Origin of the sequence: Nonomuraea rhodomycinica (assembly GCF_013363995.1) — a bacterium.
Classification (GTDB): Bacteria; Actinomycetota; Actinomycetes; order Streptosporangiales; family Streptosporangiaceae; genus Nonomuraea; species Nonomuraea rhodomycinica.
In genome coordinates this window covers 1,225,868-1,239,608 of the sequence record NZ_JABWGO010000001.1, presented here as the reverse complement: position 1 = coordinate 1,239,608, position 13,741 = coordinate 1,225,868, and the positions used below count along the sequence as shown (strand labels likewise).

Below are 13,741 nucleotides of genomic sequence, written 5' to 3'. Positions count from 1 at the left end.
GGCCAGGACGATAACGAGCAGCGCGGTCACCTCCTGACCGCATTGGCCGTGGACCGCGAAATTGTCCAGCCGTTCTCAGTGATTACTTGATTCGCGCCTCAGACCATGAAATTCCGCACGAGTCAAGGAGGCCGCAGTGATGGAACCGGACGTTGACGTGGTGGTCGTCGGTGGGGCACTCGGCGGACTGTCCTCGGCGATGTTCCTCGCGCGGAGGGGCGTGCGGGTGCTGCTCGTGGAGCGGCACGGCAGCACCTCGATCTACCCCAAGGCGGCCGGCCAGAACCCGCGCACCATGGAGCTGCTGCGCATCGGCGGCGTCGCCGACGAGGTCATGGCCGCCACCGACATCCGCGGCCGGCAGGGCGACTTCACCATCAAGGTGGCCGAGACCGTGGGCGGCAGGACCCTGCACACCTTCGCCGAGAGCTTCGAGGAGCTGGTCGGGGCCACCGAGGACTGCACGCCCATGCCCTGGGCCCTGGCCTCCCAGGACCGGGTCGAGCCCATCCTGCTGGCCCAGGCCGAGAAGCACGGCGCCGACATCCGCTTCGGCACCGAGATGACGGACTTCGCCCAGGACGACGACGGCGTCACGGTGCGGCTGCGCACGGTGGCCGACGGCGCCGAGACCACGGTCCGCGCCCGCTACCTCGTGGCCGCCGACGGCCCGCGCAGCGAGATCAGGGAACGGCTCGGCATCCCGCGCCACGGCCATGGCTCGCTGGCCCACTTCGTCGGCATCATCTTCGAGGCCGACCTGTCCGCGGTGCTGCCCCCCGGCTCGACCGGCTGGTACTACCTGCAGAACCCCGCCTTCACCGGCACGTTCGGCCCCACCGACCGGCCCGACCGGCACACCTTCTACGTCCAGTACGACCCGGCGCGCGGCGAGAGGCCGGAGGACTACCCCCCGGAGCGCTGCGAGGAGCTCATCCGGCTGGCCGTCGGCGCGCCGGACCTGCGCCCGGTGCTGCTCGACGTGCAGGCGTGGGAGATGGCCGCCTACATCGCCGACCGCTGGCGCGACGGCCGGATCCTGCTGGTCGGCGACGCGGCCAAGGTCACCCCGCCGACCGGCGGGATGGGCGGCAACACGGCCGTCGGCGACGGCTTCGACGTGGCGTGGAAGCTCGCCGCCGTGGTGGCCGGCGAGGCGGGGGAGGGGCTGCTCGACAGCTACGGCCTCGAACGCGCGCAGGTCGCCCGGCTCGTGGTGGACGAGTCGCTGAGCATCTACGGCGAGCGGATGGCCCCGCACCTGGCCGACAGCCTGCCCCGCGCCCGGGGCATGGCCGAGGTGCTCATGGGCTTCCGCTACCGCTCCGGCGCGGTGGTGGCCGAGGACGACGACCCCGAGCCGGTCGAGGACCCGCTGCGCCCCACGGGCCGCCCCGGCTTCCGCGCCCCGCACGCCTGGGTGGAGCGGGACGGAGCCCGCGTGTCCACGATCGAGCTGTACGGCGACGGCTGGGTGCTGATCGCCGGGCCCGAGGGGAAGGCGTGGGGCGAGGCCGCCGCCGGTGCCGCACGCGACCTGGGCGTCCGCCTCGACGTCCACGTCCTGGGCGCCGGGCTGCGCGACCCGGACGGCGAGCTGACGCGCCGCTACGGGCTCGGGCCCGCGGGCGCCACCCTGGTGCGGCCCGACGGGGTGGTCGCCTGGCGCTCGGCGGGCGCCGCGCCGGACCCCGGGGCCGCCTTCCGCGCCGCCCTGGCCACGGTGCTGTCACGGGTGCCCGCGGAGGCCGCGCATGGCTGACCCACGGGGCGCCACCGCGTCACCAGGGGACCGGCGGAGCCGGCTCGGCGGGCGCGGCCACCGCGCGGCCGAGGCGCGCCGACAGCTCCAGGACGTACTCCTTGAGCTCGGGCGGCTCGTGCACCTCGAACTCGATGTCGAACATGCCGATGGTCAGCGCCAGCCACTGCAGCGAGTCGGCCGCGGTGCGCAGCATGCACGTCTTGTCGTCGACGACCGTGAGGATGCCGTCGCGGGGCCGGATGCGCTCGGCGACCACCGAGACGGGCGCGTGCAGGGTGACCAGCGCCCGGTAGCGGGCCAGCGACGTGGTGATGGACTCGGCCACGTAGGCGGCGACGTCGTCCGACGGCAGCTCGCGCGGCTTGAACCGCTCGCCCGTCGCGTACGGCGAGGACAGCCGGTCCACGCGGAAGGTGCGCCAGTCCTCGCGCTTGAGGTCCCAGCACATCAGGTACCACTTGCGGGCGACGTTGACCAGCCGGTACGGCTCGACGTGCCGGTTGCTCTCGGCCCCCTCACGCGTGCTGTAGGCGAAGCGGAGCCGCTCGCGGTCGCGGCACGCCTGGGCCAGCAGCGTGAGGACCTCGGGATCGACGGTCGGGCCGTTCGCGATGAGCGGCACCGTGTAGTTCTGCAGCGCGTTGACCCGCCGGCGCAGATGGCCCGGCAGCACCTGCTCCAGCTTGGCCAGGGCGCGCACCGAGGTCTCCTCGATGTCGGCCACCGTGCCGCCGGCCGCCGTGCGCAGGCTGATCGCGATCGCCACCGCCTCCTCGCCGTCCAGCAGCAGCGGGGGCAGGGCGGTGCCCGCCTCCAGCCGGTAGCCGCCGTGCGCCCCCGGCGTCGCGTGCACCGGGTAGCCGAGCTCGCGCAGCCGGTCGATGTCCCGGCGCAGGGTGCGCGGGCTCACCTCCAGCCGCTCCGACAGCTCGGGACCCGACCAGTTCCGGCAGTTCTGCAGCAACGACAGCAAACGGAGCATGCGCAACGGCGTGTTGGCCATGCTCGCATCGTGTCATGTGAAGCGGCCAGATTGTGGCCGCATTGCCACCGGGTTAAGGAGGCGGGGCATCACGATGATGTCTTCACGAAGAGGTATGAATAACGCTCTTGACCGAAATCAACAGCGACCAGTAAAAGCTGTCCGGACAATACCCGTCGAGAAGGGGCGAATCCCGTGAAGGGGCTCGTGCTGGCCGGGGGATCCGGCACCCGATTGCGCCCGATAACCCACACATCCGCGAAACAACTCGTCCCGGTCGCCAACAAACCCGTCCTTTTCTACTGCCTGGAGGCCATCGCCGCCGCCGGCGTCTCGGAGATCGGCATCATCGTGGGGGAGACCCACGCCGAGATCGAGGCGGCCGTCGGCGACGGCTCGCGCTTCGGCGTCGAGGTGACCTACCTCCACCAGCACGCGCCGCTCGGCCTGGCCCACGCGGTGCTCATCGCCCGCGACTACCTGGGCGACGACGACTTCGTCATGTACCTGGGGGACAACTTCCTGCTCGGCGGCATCGACGACCTCGTCGGGCGCTTCACCCGCGACCGGCCGTCGGCCCAGATCATGCTCACCCGGGTCAGCGACCCCCGCCAGTTCGGCGTGGCCGAGCTCGACGCCTCCGGCCGGGTGATCGGCCTGGAGGAGAAGCCGCGCGAGCCGAAGAGCGACCTCGCCCTGGTCGGCGTCTACCTGTTCACGCCGGACATCCACGAGGTCGTGGCCGACCTCAAGCCCTCGGCGCGCGGCGAGCTGGAGATCAGCGACGCCATCCAGCGGCTGATCGACGAGGGCCGCCGGGTCGAGTCGCTGGTCGTCTCCGGCTACTGGAAGGACACCGGCAACGTCAACGACATGCTGGAGGTCAACCGGCTCGTGCTGGAGTCGCTGGAGGGCCGCACGGACGGGCGGGTGGACGAGGACAGCGAGCTCATCGGCCGCGTCGTCGTCGAGGACGGGGCCGTGGTCGAGCGCTCCCGGGTGCTCGGCCCCGCGATCATCGGCGCCGGCTCGCTGGTGTCGGGCAGCTACGTCGGGCCGTTCACCTCGATCTCGCGCGACTGCGCGATCGTGGACAGCGAGATCGAGTACTCGATCGTGCTGCCGCGCTCGTCGATCACCGGCGTGTCGCGGGTCGAGGGCTCCCTGATCGGCCACGACGTGCAGGTCACCCCGGCCGCCGGCGCGCCCCGGGCCCACCGGCTCGTGCTCGGCGACCACAGCAGGGTCCGGATGAGCTCATGACGTCCTCCCGCATGACGTTCTCCCGCGTCCTGGTCGCCGGCGGGGCCGGGTTCATCGGCTCGGCGTTCGCCCGCGCGCTGGCGGGCGACGGCGTCGAGGTGACGGTCCTCGACAAGCTCACCTACGCGGGCAACCGCGCCAACCTGGCGGGCGTCCCGCACGCGTTCGCGCACGGCGACATCTGCGACGCGCGGCTGCTGGCCGACGTCGTGCCCGGGCACGACCTGGTCGTCAACTTCGCCGCCGAGTCGCACGTGGACCGCTCGATCGCGGACGCCGGGCAGTTCGTCCGCACCAACGTCCTCGGCACGCAGACGCTCCTGCAGGCGTGCCTGGACGCGGGGACGCCGCGCGTGGTGCAGGTCTCCACCGACGAGGTGTACGGCTCGATCGCGTACGGCTCGTGGGACGAGAGCGCCCCCCTGGCCCCCCGCTCGCCGTACGCGGCCTCCAAGGCGGGCGGCGACCTGATGGCCCGCGCCTACGCCGTCACCCACGGCCTCGACGTCTCGATCACCCGCTGCGGCAACAACTACGGCCCCCGCCAGTACCCGGAGAAGGTCGTCCCGCTGTTCGTCACCCGGCTGCTGCAAGGTCAGAAGGTTCCCCTGTACGGCGACGGCGGCAACGTCCGCGACTGGATCCACGTGGACGACCACTGCGCGGCGATCCGGCTGGTGGCCGAGGCCGGCGAGCCCGGCGAGGTGTACCACGTCGCCGGCACGGCCGAGCTGACCAACCGCGAGCTGACCGGGCGGCTGCTGGCCGCCTGCGGCGCCGGCTGGGACATGGTCGAGTTCGTCGAGGACCGCAAGGGCCACGACCGGCGCTACTCCCTCGACGACTCCCGGCTGCGCGCGCTCGGCCACGCCCCCAAGGTCGACTTCGAGGAGGGGCTGGCCGAGACCGTCCGCTGGTACGCCGCCAACCCCGGCTGGTGGTCCTCCTGACCCGACCGTCCCATCCATCCCCGCTCACGAGGAGTCCCGTGGACGACATCACCCGCACCGCTCCGGCGCCGTGGCCGGAGCCCGTCACCATCGACAAGGCCGACCCCCGCTACCCCGACCTGGCCGGCCGGGGCATCAACGCCCGCTTCCCCGCCGCCCCGGCCGCGATCGGCCTGCCCGCCACCCCCCGGCACGTCGCCGAGCTGGTCCAGGACGCCGTCGGCGCGGGCCGGCGGCTGGCCGTGCGCAGCGGGGGGCACTGCTTCGAGTCGCTCGTCGACCACCCCGAGGTGGACGTGGTGATCGACCTGTCGGAGATGAAGGCGGTCGGCTACGACCCCGAGCACCGGGCCTTCGCCGTCGAGCCGGGCGCGAGCCTGGGCGCCATGTACCGGACGCTCTTCCTCGGCTGGGGCGTGGCCGTCCCGGCCGGGCGCTGCCCGGAGATCGGCGTGGGCGGGCACGTGCCCGGCGGCGGGGGAGGGGCGCTCTCGCGCCGGCACGGCCTGTCCGTCGACCACCTGTACGGCGTGCAGGTCGTGGTGGCGGACGGCTCCGGCCGGGCCCGCCTGGTGACCGCGACCCGGGAGCCCGGCGACCCGAACCGCGACCTGTGGTGGGCGCACACCGGCGGCGGCGCCGGCGCCTTCGGCGTCGTGACCCGCTACCTGTTCCGCTCCCCGGACGGGGCGGCCGGGGACGGCCGGCTGCTGCCCGCCGCGCCGGCCGCCGTCACGAAGAAGACCGTGCGCTGGTCGTGGGACGACCTGGACGAGTCCCGCTTCGTCGCGCTGGTGCGCGCCTTCGGGCTGTGGCACGAGCGCAACAGCGCGCCGGGCGATCCCGGGGCGCAGCTCGACAACAGCCTCACCCTGCCCCGGGCGGGTGGCGGCGAGGTCACCCTGGAGACCGCCTACGACGCCGGCCGCCCGGACGCGGCCGAGCTGGCCGACGCCCTCATCGCCGACCTGGGCCGGGCCGCCGGGTCGTCGCCCGAGGTGGCGGCCGAGACGCGGCCCTTCCTCGCGGCGGTGCTCGTGCCCGACGAGTTCGCCGGGGTGAAGGGGCGCTTCAAGTCCAAGGCGGCGTTCCTGCGCTCCTGCTGGCCGGAGGACGTCGTCGCGCGGCTGTACCGCCGGCTCACCGACGGGACCGGCTACCGGAACCCGGCCGCGGCGTTCTACCTGCTCTCCCACGGCGGCGCGATCAATGCGGTGGGCCGTGAGGAGACGGCCATGGCGCACCGCGACGCGGTGCTCAAGGCGTACGGGTCGGTGTTCTGGTGGGACCCGCGCGAGGACGAGACGCACCTGGGCTGGATCCGGGACACCTACCACGAGCTGTTCGCCGACGCGGGCGGCGTGCCCGACCCCGATCGCGGGTACGGGGGCGCGTTCGTCAACTACGCCGACGCCGACTTCGCCGATCCGGAGCTGAACCGCAGCGGGGTGCCGTGGCACCGGCTGTACTTCCGCGGCAACTACGCGCGGCTGCAGGAGGTCAAGGGCCGCTGGGACCCGGGCGAGGTGTTCCGGCACGCGCTGTCGGTGCGCCCGCCGGGCGCATAGGGCGTCCGGGCGTCCGGGCGTCAGGGCGTCAGGGCGTCCGGACGGACAGGACGGAACGCCGGACGACCCCGTCGCCCGGCGTTCCGTCCCGTCATCCGCCCGCCGTCACAGGACGCGCACACTCGGCACGTAGACGATCCACCTGCCGCCCTGCTCGGTGAAGCCCGTCTCCCGGGCCAGGATCTCGTCGGTGTGGTTCCAGGCGAACAGCACCGCGTAGTCCGGGTACGGCCGGCCGAACTCCGCCGCGGACCGGATGGGGATGTGCGACCCCGGCATCAGCCGGCCGATCTTGGCGGGCGTCGTGTCGTACACGCAGGGCAGCAGGTCCGGGCCGATGCCCGCGTAGTTGAGCACCGTGGCGCTCTTGGCGGTCGCCCCGTAGCCGGCCACCCGCGCCCCCTGGTCGCGCAGGTCGCGCAGCAGCTTCACCAGGTCCTCGCAGATCCGGTCGATGCCGGCGCCGAGCCCCTCCAGGGTCTCCAGGTCGTGCAGGCGCCGCTCGCTCTCCTCGGCGACGAGCCGCTCGACGGCCGGTGAGGGCGTCCTGGCCCCGGCGCGGGCGATGGTGTAGCGCACCTCGCCGCCGTGCACCGGCAGCCGCCGCACGTCGACCAGGTCGAAGCCGAAGCGCCGCGCCACCTCGCGCACCGACGTCGCCGTGAACAGGTAGAAGTGCTCGTCGTAGATCTGGTCGAAGGTGTGCCGCTCGACGATGTCGCCCAGGTACGGGTCCTCGAAGACGAACACGCCGCCCGGGGCCAGCAGGGCGTCCACCCCGCGGAAGACCGAGTCGAGGTAGGGGATGTGGCAGATCGTGTTGGCCGCGTAGATGACGTCCGCGTGGCCCTCCTCGGCGGCGATCTGGGCCGCGGTCGACTCCTCGAAGAAGTCGGTGCGCACCCGCACGCCGTCCTTCCTGGCCAGCTCGGCGACGCCGCCGGACGGCTCCACCCCGAGATGGCGCACGCCCGCGTCCTTGACCACGCCGAGCATGACGCCGTCGTTCGACCCGATCTCCACGCAGAACGGGTCGGGCCCGGTCAGCTCGGTGGCGAGCAGGTCGCGCGCGGTCTGGGCGAAGTGCTCGCGCATGCGCTGCGAGCCCGAGGAGTGGTACGGGTAGTCGTAGTTGAACATCCGCTCACGGGGCACCTCCTCCAGGAGCTGCACCATGGTGCACGACGCGCACACCCCCACGGCGAGCTGGAAGTAGAACGCGCCGGCGACGTCCTCCTCGGCGCGGAAGTCGTCGGACAGCGGCTGCCTGCCGAAGTCGAAGAACTTCCTGACCTGGCCACCACAGATTCGGCATCTGGTCACATCGGGCTCTTTCTACTCGGCCTACTCGGCTAGTCGGCTACTCGGCGAAGATGGCGACCGCGCGGGCCCAGCCCGCCCCGGCGCCGGTGATCTTGATGGGGAAGCACGCGACCTGGAAGCCGTACGGCTGCTCCAGCGCGTCGAGGTTGGCCAGCCGTTCGATCTGGCAGTACTCGCGGCTGCGGCCGATGACGTGCGCGGGCCACAGCACGGAGCGGTCGCCGCTCTCCCGGTAGCGGGCGATGACGTCGCCGAACGGCGCGTCCAGGCTGAAGGCGTCGGTGCCGATCACCCGCACCCCGTGGTCGAGCAGCAGGTGGACGGCGGGGCCGTCCAGCCCGGTGAACTCGGTGAAGTAGCGCGGGGTGCCCGCCCACGCGGACGCGCCGGTGTTGAGCAGCACGATGTCGCCCGGCCGCGGCCGGCGCCCGGCCCGCTCCATGGCCTTCTCCAGCTCGGCGACCCCGGCCACCGACGTCTCGCACCCGGTCAGGTCGAGCAGCAGCCCGGGGCCGTAGAACCACTCCAGCGGCAGCTCGTGGACGTCGCGCGGCCGGCCGTCGCCGTACGACGCGCGCGACCCGTAGTGCGAGGGGGCGTCCACGTGCGTGCCCGTGTGCGAGGTGAGCTTGATCCTGTCGAGCGACAGGAACTCGCCGTCGGGCAGCTCGGCCGGGTCGAAGTGGACGCCGAAGTGCTCGCGCATCTCCTCGGCCATGTGCGCGGCCCCCTGCGCGGGGGTCAGGATCTCGTGCTCGACGGGGTCGGGCTCCCACGCCTTCGCGTCCACCGCGCTGCTGATGTCGACCAACCGCACCGGATCTCTCCTCCCGTCCCGCCCGGTCCCGCGGACCAGCGGGATCGTCGCCTACGAGCACACCGGCGGGCTCTGGAGGGCGGCCCGAGCGCGGGTGGACCAAACAGGCCGAAGCGCTTCTCCAGCGACCTTCCGGCGACGATCAGCAGGCTGAACCCAACGGTCCACCCGACGAGCCACGGAGCGACCATGTCACCTGATCTGCGAACACCGGTGTCCGCCGAGGGGCGGCGCCTGCTCGAACTCCTGCGCCCCTACCTGCCCGTCCTCAAGGAGGAGGCGGCGGCGAACGACCGCGCGGCCGCCCTGCCCGCGCATCTGTTCGCCCGGATGCGCAAGGACGGCGTCATGGGCGCCACCGTCCCCCGCGACCACGGCGGGATCGGGGTCACGCGGATGCACGACGTCGCCGTGGCGCTGCGCGAGCTGGCCCAGGCCGACGCGGGCGTGGCCCTCGCCCTGCACATGCAGTTCAGCCGCGGCCTGACCATGACCTACGAGGCCCGGCACGGCGCCCCGAACGCGCGGCGCCTGGCCAGCGACATCCTGCGCCAGATGGCCGCCGGCGAGGCCGTGGTGTGCGGCGCCGTCAAGGACACCAAGCAGGTGACGGCCCTCACCCGCGGCGACGACGGCACCTACCGGCTCACCGGCCGCAAGACGCTGGTCAGCATGGCGCCGATCGCCACCCACTTCGTCATCTCCGCGCAGCTGCACGAGCCGGGGCAGCCGGTACGGCTGGCCGCCCCCGTGGTGCCCCGGCACACCCCGGGCCTGACCGTGGAGGACAACTGGGACGGCATGGGCATGCGCTCCTCCGGCAGCGTGGACATCGTCTTCGACGCCTGCCCCGTCCCGGAGGAGAACGTGCTGCCGCGCGGGCTGCTCGACGAGCCCAGCGACGCCGCCCTGGCCGGCCAGACGGTGTCCTCGATCACCATGCTCGGCATCTACGTGGGGCTCGCCGAGGCCGCCCGCGACCTCGCGGTGGCCGCCACCCGCAGGCGCGGCGAGCCGCAGTCCGGCGTGCGGACGCTGCTGGCCGAGATCGACACCCGCCTGTACGCGCTGCGCTGCGCCGTCACGCACGCGCTGGCCGAGGCCGACCGGCTGTCCGAGGACCTCAGCGGCGACCCGGACGAGCGCGGGCGTGGCATGATGACCCCGTTCCAGTACGCCAAGTTCCTGGTGAACAAGCACGCGGTGGGCATCGTCGACGACTGCGTGACCGTGGTCGGCGGCGCCGCCTACACGGGCAAGCACCCGCTGTCGAAGCTGTACCGCGACGTGCGCGCGGGAGGGTTCATGCACCCGTACAACCACGCCGACGCGGTCGACTACCTCAGCGCCCAGGCGCTGCGGTGAAGGCGCGCGAGCTGGCCGTCGCCGGCGCCTACGAGTTCATCCCCGAGATCTTCCCCGACGACCGCGGGCTGTTCGTCTCGCCGTTCCAGCACGCCGCCTTCGAGGCCGCGGCCGGGCATCCGCTCTTCCCGGTGCGCCAGACCAACCACAGCCGCTCGCGGCGCGGCGTGGTGCGGGGCGTCCACTACACCGTCACCCCGCCGGGCACGGCCAAGTACGTCTACTGCCCCCAGGGGCGCTCGCTGGACATCATCGTGGACGTCAGGACCGGCTCGCCCACCTACGGCCGGTGGGAGGCGGTGCTGCTCGACCCGCGCGAGTTCCGCTGCCTGTACTTCCCCGTGGGCGTGGGCCACGCGTTCGTGGCCCTGGAGGACGACACCGTGATGTCGTACATGCTGTCCCAGGAGTACATGCCGGAGCACGAGCTGGCGCTGTCGGCCCTGGACCCGGAGCTCGGCCTGCCCGTCCCGGAGGAGCTGGGGGAGCCGATCGTGTCGCCCCGGGACGGGGCGGCGCCGACGCTGGAGGAGGCGCGGCGGGCGGGCCTGCTGCCGTCGTACGCCGCCTCCCTGGAGGTGGAGCGGGCGTTGTGGGGCCGGTGAACGGGGAGGGCGCGCCCGGGCGGGTGATCGTCCTCGGCGGCTCGGGAAGCGTCGGCAGGCAGGTGTGCGCGGCCTTCGCCGGCCGGGGCTGGGACGTGCTCGCGGTGGCCCGCCACGCGGCCCCGCACCTGGAGCCGTACCCGTTCGCCGCCCTGGACGTGACCGCGACCGAGCCGCGGCGGATCGCCGAGCTGGTCTCCACGGCCCGCGCCGTCGTCAACGCGGCCGGCGGGTGGGGCGACACGACCGAGGAGATGACGTACTCGCACATCAGGCTGGTGGACCGGCTGCTGGAGGGGCTCGCCCGGGCGCCCCGCCGGCCGCGCCTGGTGCACGTGGGCTCGGTCCACGAGTACGGCCCGGTGCCGCACGGCACGCTGCTCACCGAGGACGTCGAGCCGGCGCCCGTCACCCCGTACGCGCGGGCCAAGCTGGCCACCTCCCAGGCGGTCCTGACGGCCGTGGAGCGGCACGGGATCGACGCGGTGGTCCTGCGGGCGGCCAACATGTCGGGGCCGTACCCGCCGCGGGAGAGCTTCCTCGCGGCGCTGGCCGGCCGCATCCGGCGGGCCCTGGAGACGGGCGGGACGCTGGAGCTGAGCGTCGCCGACGCGCGGCGCGACTTCGTGGACGTGCGCGACGTGGCCGAGGCGATCGAGCGGGCGGCCCGGGCGCCGGTGGGCGGCCAGGTGATCAACGTCGGTCTCGGGGAGGCGCTGCCGATCGGATGCCTGGTCGAGTGGCTGATCGAGGCCGCGGGCTTCCCCCAGGACCGGATCAAGCACCTCGACCAGGAGGTGCGCAGCAAGGGCGGCGACTGGACGCTGATGGACATCCGGCGGGCCCGGGAGCGGCTGGGGTGGCGGCCGCGCATCGCGCCGCGCGAGTCGATCCGCGACCTGTGGCGCTCCACGGAGGCCGCCTGAGCGGTCGCCCCACGGGGACGTCCGGAGGGCCTTCGGGGGGCCTCCGGAGGGCGGAGGCGGTCCGGCCGCCTCCGCCCTTCGTCATGCGTCGAGCACCGAGCGCAGCGCCGAGATCACCTTGTCCTGGGTGTCGGCCGGCAGCGACGGGTACATCGGCAGCGAGAAGATCTCCCCGGCCAGCCGCTCCGTCACCGGCAGCGACCCCTTGCCGTAGCCGAGGTGCGCGAAGCCGGTCATGGTGTGCACCGGCCAGCGGTAGCTGACGTTCAGGTGGATGTCGTAGGCGTTGAGCGCCTCGATGACGCGGTCCCGCTCGGGGTGCCGCACGACGTAGACGTAGTGGACGTGGTCGTTGCCCTCGGCCAGGGCGGGCAGCACCAGCCCCGGGACGTCGCCCAGCCCCTCCTCGTAGCGCCGGGCGACCTCACGCCGGCGGGCGATGTAGGCGTCGAGCCGCCGCAGCTTGCGCCGCAGGATCTCCGCCTGCACCTCGTCGAGCCGGCTGTTGTGGCCGGGCGTCCTGACGACGTAGTACTGCTGCTCCATGCCGTAGTAGCGCAGCCGGCGCAGGTTGGCGTCCACCTCGGCGTCGGCGGTCACCGTGGCGCCGCCGTCGCCGTACGCGCCGAGCACCTTGGTCGGGTAGAAGGAGAAGGCCGCCGCGTGCCCCATGGTGCCCGCGAGGGTCCCGTGGTGGCGCGCGCCGTGCGCCTGGGCGCAGTCCTCCAGCACCCGCAGCCCGTGCCGCTCGGCCAGCTCCAGCACCGGGCGCATCTCGACGCACTGCCCGTACAGGTGCACGGGCAGCAGGCAGCGTGTACGCGGGGTGATCGCCGCCTCGATCAGCGTGGTGTCCATGAGGTAGTCCTCGGCCCGGACGTCCACGAACACGGGTGTCGCGCCCACCGCGTCGACGGCCACCACCGTGGGCGCCGCCGTGTTGGACACGGTGATCACCTCGTCCCCCGGGCCTATCCCGAGCGCCTGCAGGCCCAGGACGATCGCGTTGGTGCCGTTGTCCACACCCACGCAATGGGGCAGGCCGTGGTACGCGGCGAACTCCCGCTCGAACGACGCCACGCTCCCGCCCAGGATGAGCTGGCCCGACTCGAAGACGGTCTCCACCGCGTCGAGGATGTCGGCGCGCTCCTCGCGATACTCCTGCAGGTAGTTCCACACATAGGTCGACAATGCAGTCGCTCCTTATCCGGCGATCCTCACCAGGTCGAGCTTCGGGTCCGAGCGCAAGATGGCCTGCTGGAGGTGCTGGAGGCGGGCCGACGGCTCGACGCCCAGCTCGCTCACCAGCGTGGTGCGCAGCTTGATGAAGTTCTCCAGGGCCTGGCTCTTGCGGCCCGACCGGTGCAACGCGATCATGAACTGGGCCCAGAAGTTCTCGTGCATCGGGTATCTTGCGGTCAGCGCGGACAGCTCGGCCAGCAGCCCGACGTGCCGGTTCAGCCTGAGGTCGGTCTCGATGCGCGCCTCCAGCACGCCGAGCCTGCTCTCCTCCAGCCGGGCCACCTCGACCCCGATCCGCAGCCCGGCGTGGACGTCGACGAGCGCCTCGCCGCGCCAGATGTCCAGCGCCTCGCGGAACAGCGCCGAGGCAGACTCCCACTGACCGGCCTCGAAGGCCTGCTTGCCGGCGGCGGAGAGCTGCTCGTACCGGTGGACGTCCACGTCACCGGGGTCGATGTCGAGCAGGTACCCGCCGTAGCAGGTCCTCAGGACGTTCTTCGCCGCGTCGGTGCGGGTGGCGCCGAGCGCCGCGGCGATGCCCCTGCGGACCTGGAGGATGTAGGTCTGCAGGGTGGACAGCGCACTCGTCGGCGGATGCATGCCCCACAGCTCCTCGACGAAGGACGACACCGTGACCACGGTGCCGGCGTGCAGCGCCAGGAGCGAGAAGACCTGGCGGGGCTTGCGGGGGATGGGTGTGATCGACATCCCGTTCTGGCACGCGACGAGCGGTCCTAACAGCTTGACTTCCATTGGGAGAGCGTCCCCCTTAACGCACATGTGGAAATTCGGTCACGATCTGGCGGGTCTTCACCCCCCTCGACCCGTCTGATGGGACTCTCCCATTGTGACCATGTCAAGGACATTCCCTCCACAAAAGCGTGAGCCCGACATATCGCTCCGTGAAGAATTCACGAAAGACGCGTGGATCTTTC

The 13,741-nt window shown here is 72.7% G+C and carries 12 protein-coding genes; 7 read left to right on the top strand and 5 right to left on the bottom strand.

What is annotated here, in order from left to right; all coding sequences use genetic code 11:
* The first annotated feature begins 139 nt into the window (after positions 1-139).
* Positions 140-1,762, top strand: a complete 1,623-nt coding sequence (gene rdmE / locus HT134_RS05745; protein ID WP_217707200.1) for an aklavinone 12-hydroxylase RdmE — start codon at positions 140-142, stop codon at positions 1,760-1,762.
* A gap of 19 nt (positions 1,763-1,781) precedes the next feature.
* Here rdmE and HT134_RS05740 read toward each other — a convergent pair whose 3' ends face one another.
* The gene (locus HT134_RS05740) at positions 1,782-2,768 is read right to left on the bottom strand and encodes a helix-turn-helix transcriptional regulator (RefSeq protein ID WP_175599146.1); all 987 of its coding nucleotides are present in this window, start codon (positions 2,766-2,768) and stop codon (positions 1,782-1,784) included.
* 174 nt (positions 2,769-2,942) lie between these two features.
* Here HT134_RS05740 and HT134_RS05735 point away from each other — a divergent pair, with 174 nt between their 5' ends.
* The 3 genes from HT134_RS05735 to HT134_RS05725 are packed head-to-tail and all read left to right on the top strand — an operon-like array spanning position 2,943 to position 6,528.
* Complete coding sequence (locus HT134_RS05735; protein ID WP_175599145.1) at positions 2,943-4,010, top strand: glucose-1-phosphate thymidylyltransferase; 1,068 nt, start codon at positions 2,943-2,945, stop codon at positions 4,008-4,010.
* Positions 4,007-4,960, top strand: coding sequence for a dTDP-glucose 4,6-dehydratase (gene rfbB, locus HT134_RS05730; protein ID WP_246363547.1), 954 nt, complete (start codon positions 4,007-4,009; stop codon positions 4,958-4,960). The genes HT134_RS05735 and rfbB overlap by 4 nt, the downstream gene beginning before the upstream one ends.
* A 38-nt stretch (positions 4,961-4,998) precedes the next feature.
* Positions 4,999-6,528: an FAD-binding oxidoreductase gene (locus HT134_RS05725; protein ID WP_217707199.1), complete on the top strand. Its 1,530-nt coding sequence runs from the start codon at positions 4,999-5,001 to the stop codon at positions 6,526-6,528.
* 105 nt (positions 6,529-6,633) lie between these two features.
* Here HT134_RS05725 and HT134_RS05720 read toward each other — a convergent pair whose 3' ends face one another.
* Both HT134_RS05720 and HT134_RS05715 read right to left on the bottom strand, forming a co-directional pair.
* Positions 6,634-7,851, bottom strand: a complete 1,218-nt coding sequence (locus HT134_RS05720) for a class I SAM-dependent methyltransferase (RefSeq protein WP_175599144.1) — start codon at positions 7,849-7,851, stop codon at positions 6,634-6,636.
* 37 nt (positions 7,852-7,888) lie between these two features.
* Positions 7,889-8,668 carry a cyclase family protein gene (locus HT134_RS05715; RefSeq protein ID WP_175599143.1) on the bottom strand — a complete coding sequence of 260 codons (780 nt, stop codon included), beginning with the start codon at positions 8,666-8,668 and terminating at the stop codon, positions 7,889-7,891.
* A 189-nt stretch (positions 8,669-8,857) separates the two neighbouring features.
* Between HT134_RS05715 and HT134_RS05710 the strand changes: the two genes are divergently transcribed.
* Genes HT134_RS05710 through HT134_RS05700 form a run of 3 tightly spaced genes read left to right on the top strand, consistent with a single transcriptional unit; the run spans position 8,858 to position 11,564 of the window.
* Positions 8,858-10,033 (top strand): acyl-CoA dehydrogenase family protein, encoded by a 1,176-nt coding sequence (locus tag HT134_RS05710; RefSeq protein WP_175599142.1) that lies wholly within the window; start codon positions 8,858-8,860, stop codon positions 10,031-10,033.
* Complete coding sequence (locus HT134_RS05705) at positions 10,030-10,638, top strand: dTDP-4-dehydrorhamnose 3,5-epimerase family protein (protein WP_175599141.1); 609 nt, start codon at positions 10,030-10,032, stop codon at positions 10,636-10,638. The genes HT134_RS05710 and HT134_RS05705 overlap by 4 nt, the downstream gene beginning before the upstream one ends.
* Positions 10,626-11,564 carry an NAD-dependent epimerase/dehydratase family protein gene (locus tag HT134_RS05700; protein WP_217707198.1) on the top strand — a complete coding sequence of 313 codons (939 nt, stop codon included), beginning with the start codon at positions 10,626-10,628 and terminating at the stop codon, positions 11,562-11,564. Before HT134_RS05705 ends, HT134_RS05700 begins: the two co-directional genes overlap by 13 nt.
* 81 nt (positions 11,565-11,645) lie before the next feature.
* Here the strand turns inward: HT134_RS05700 and HT134_RS05695 are convergent, their stop codons facing one another.
* Positions 11,646-12,755, bottom strand: coding sequence for a DegT/DnrJ/EryC1/StrS family aminotransferase (locus HT134_RS05695; RefSeq protein WP_175599140.1), 1,110 nt, complete (start codon positions 12,753-12,755; stop codon positions 11,646-11,648).
* A gap of 12 nt (positions 12,756-12,767) precedes the next feature.
* On the bottom strand, positions 12,768-13,559 hold the full coding sequence (locus tag HT134_RS05690; RefSeq protein ID WP_175599139.1) for an AfsR/SARP family transcriptional regulator: 792 nt from the start codon (positions 13,557-13,559) through the stop codon (positions 12,768-12,770).
* Positions 13,560-13,741 lie beyond the last annotated feature (182 nt).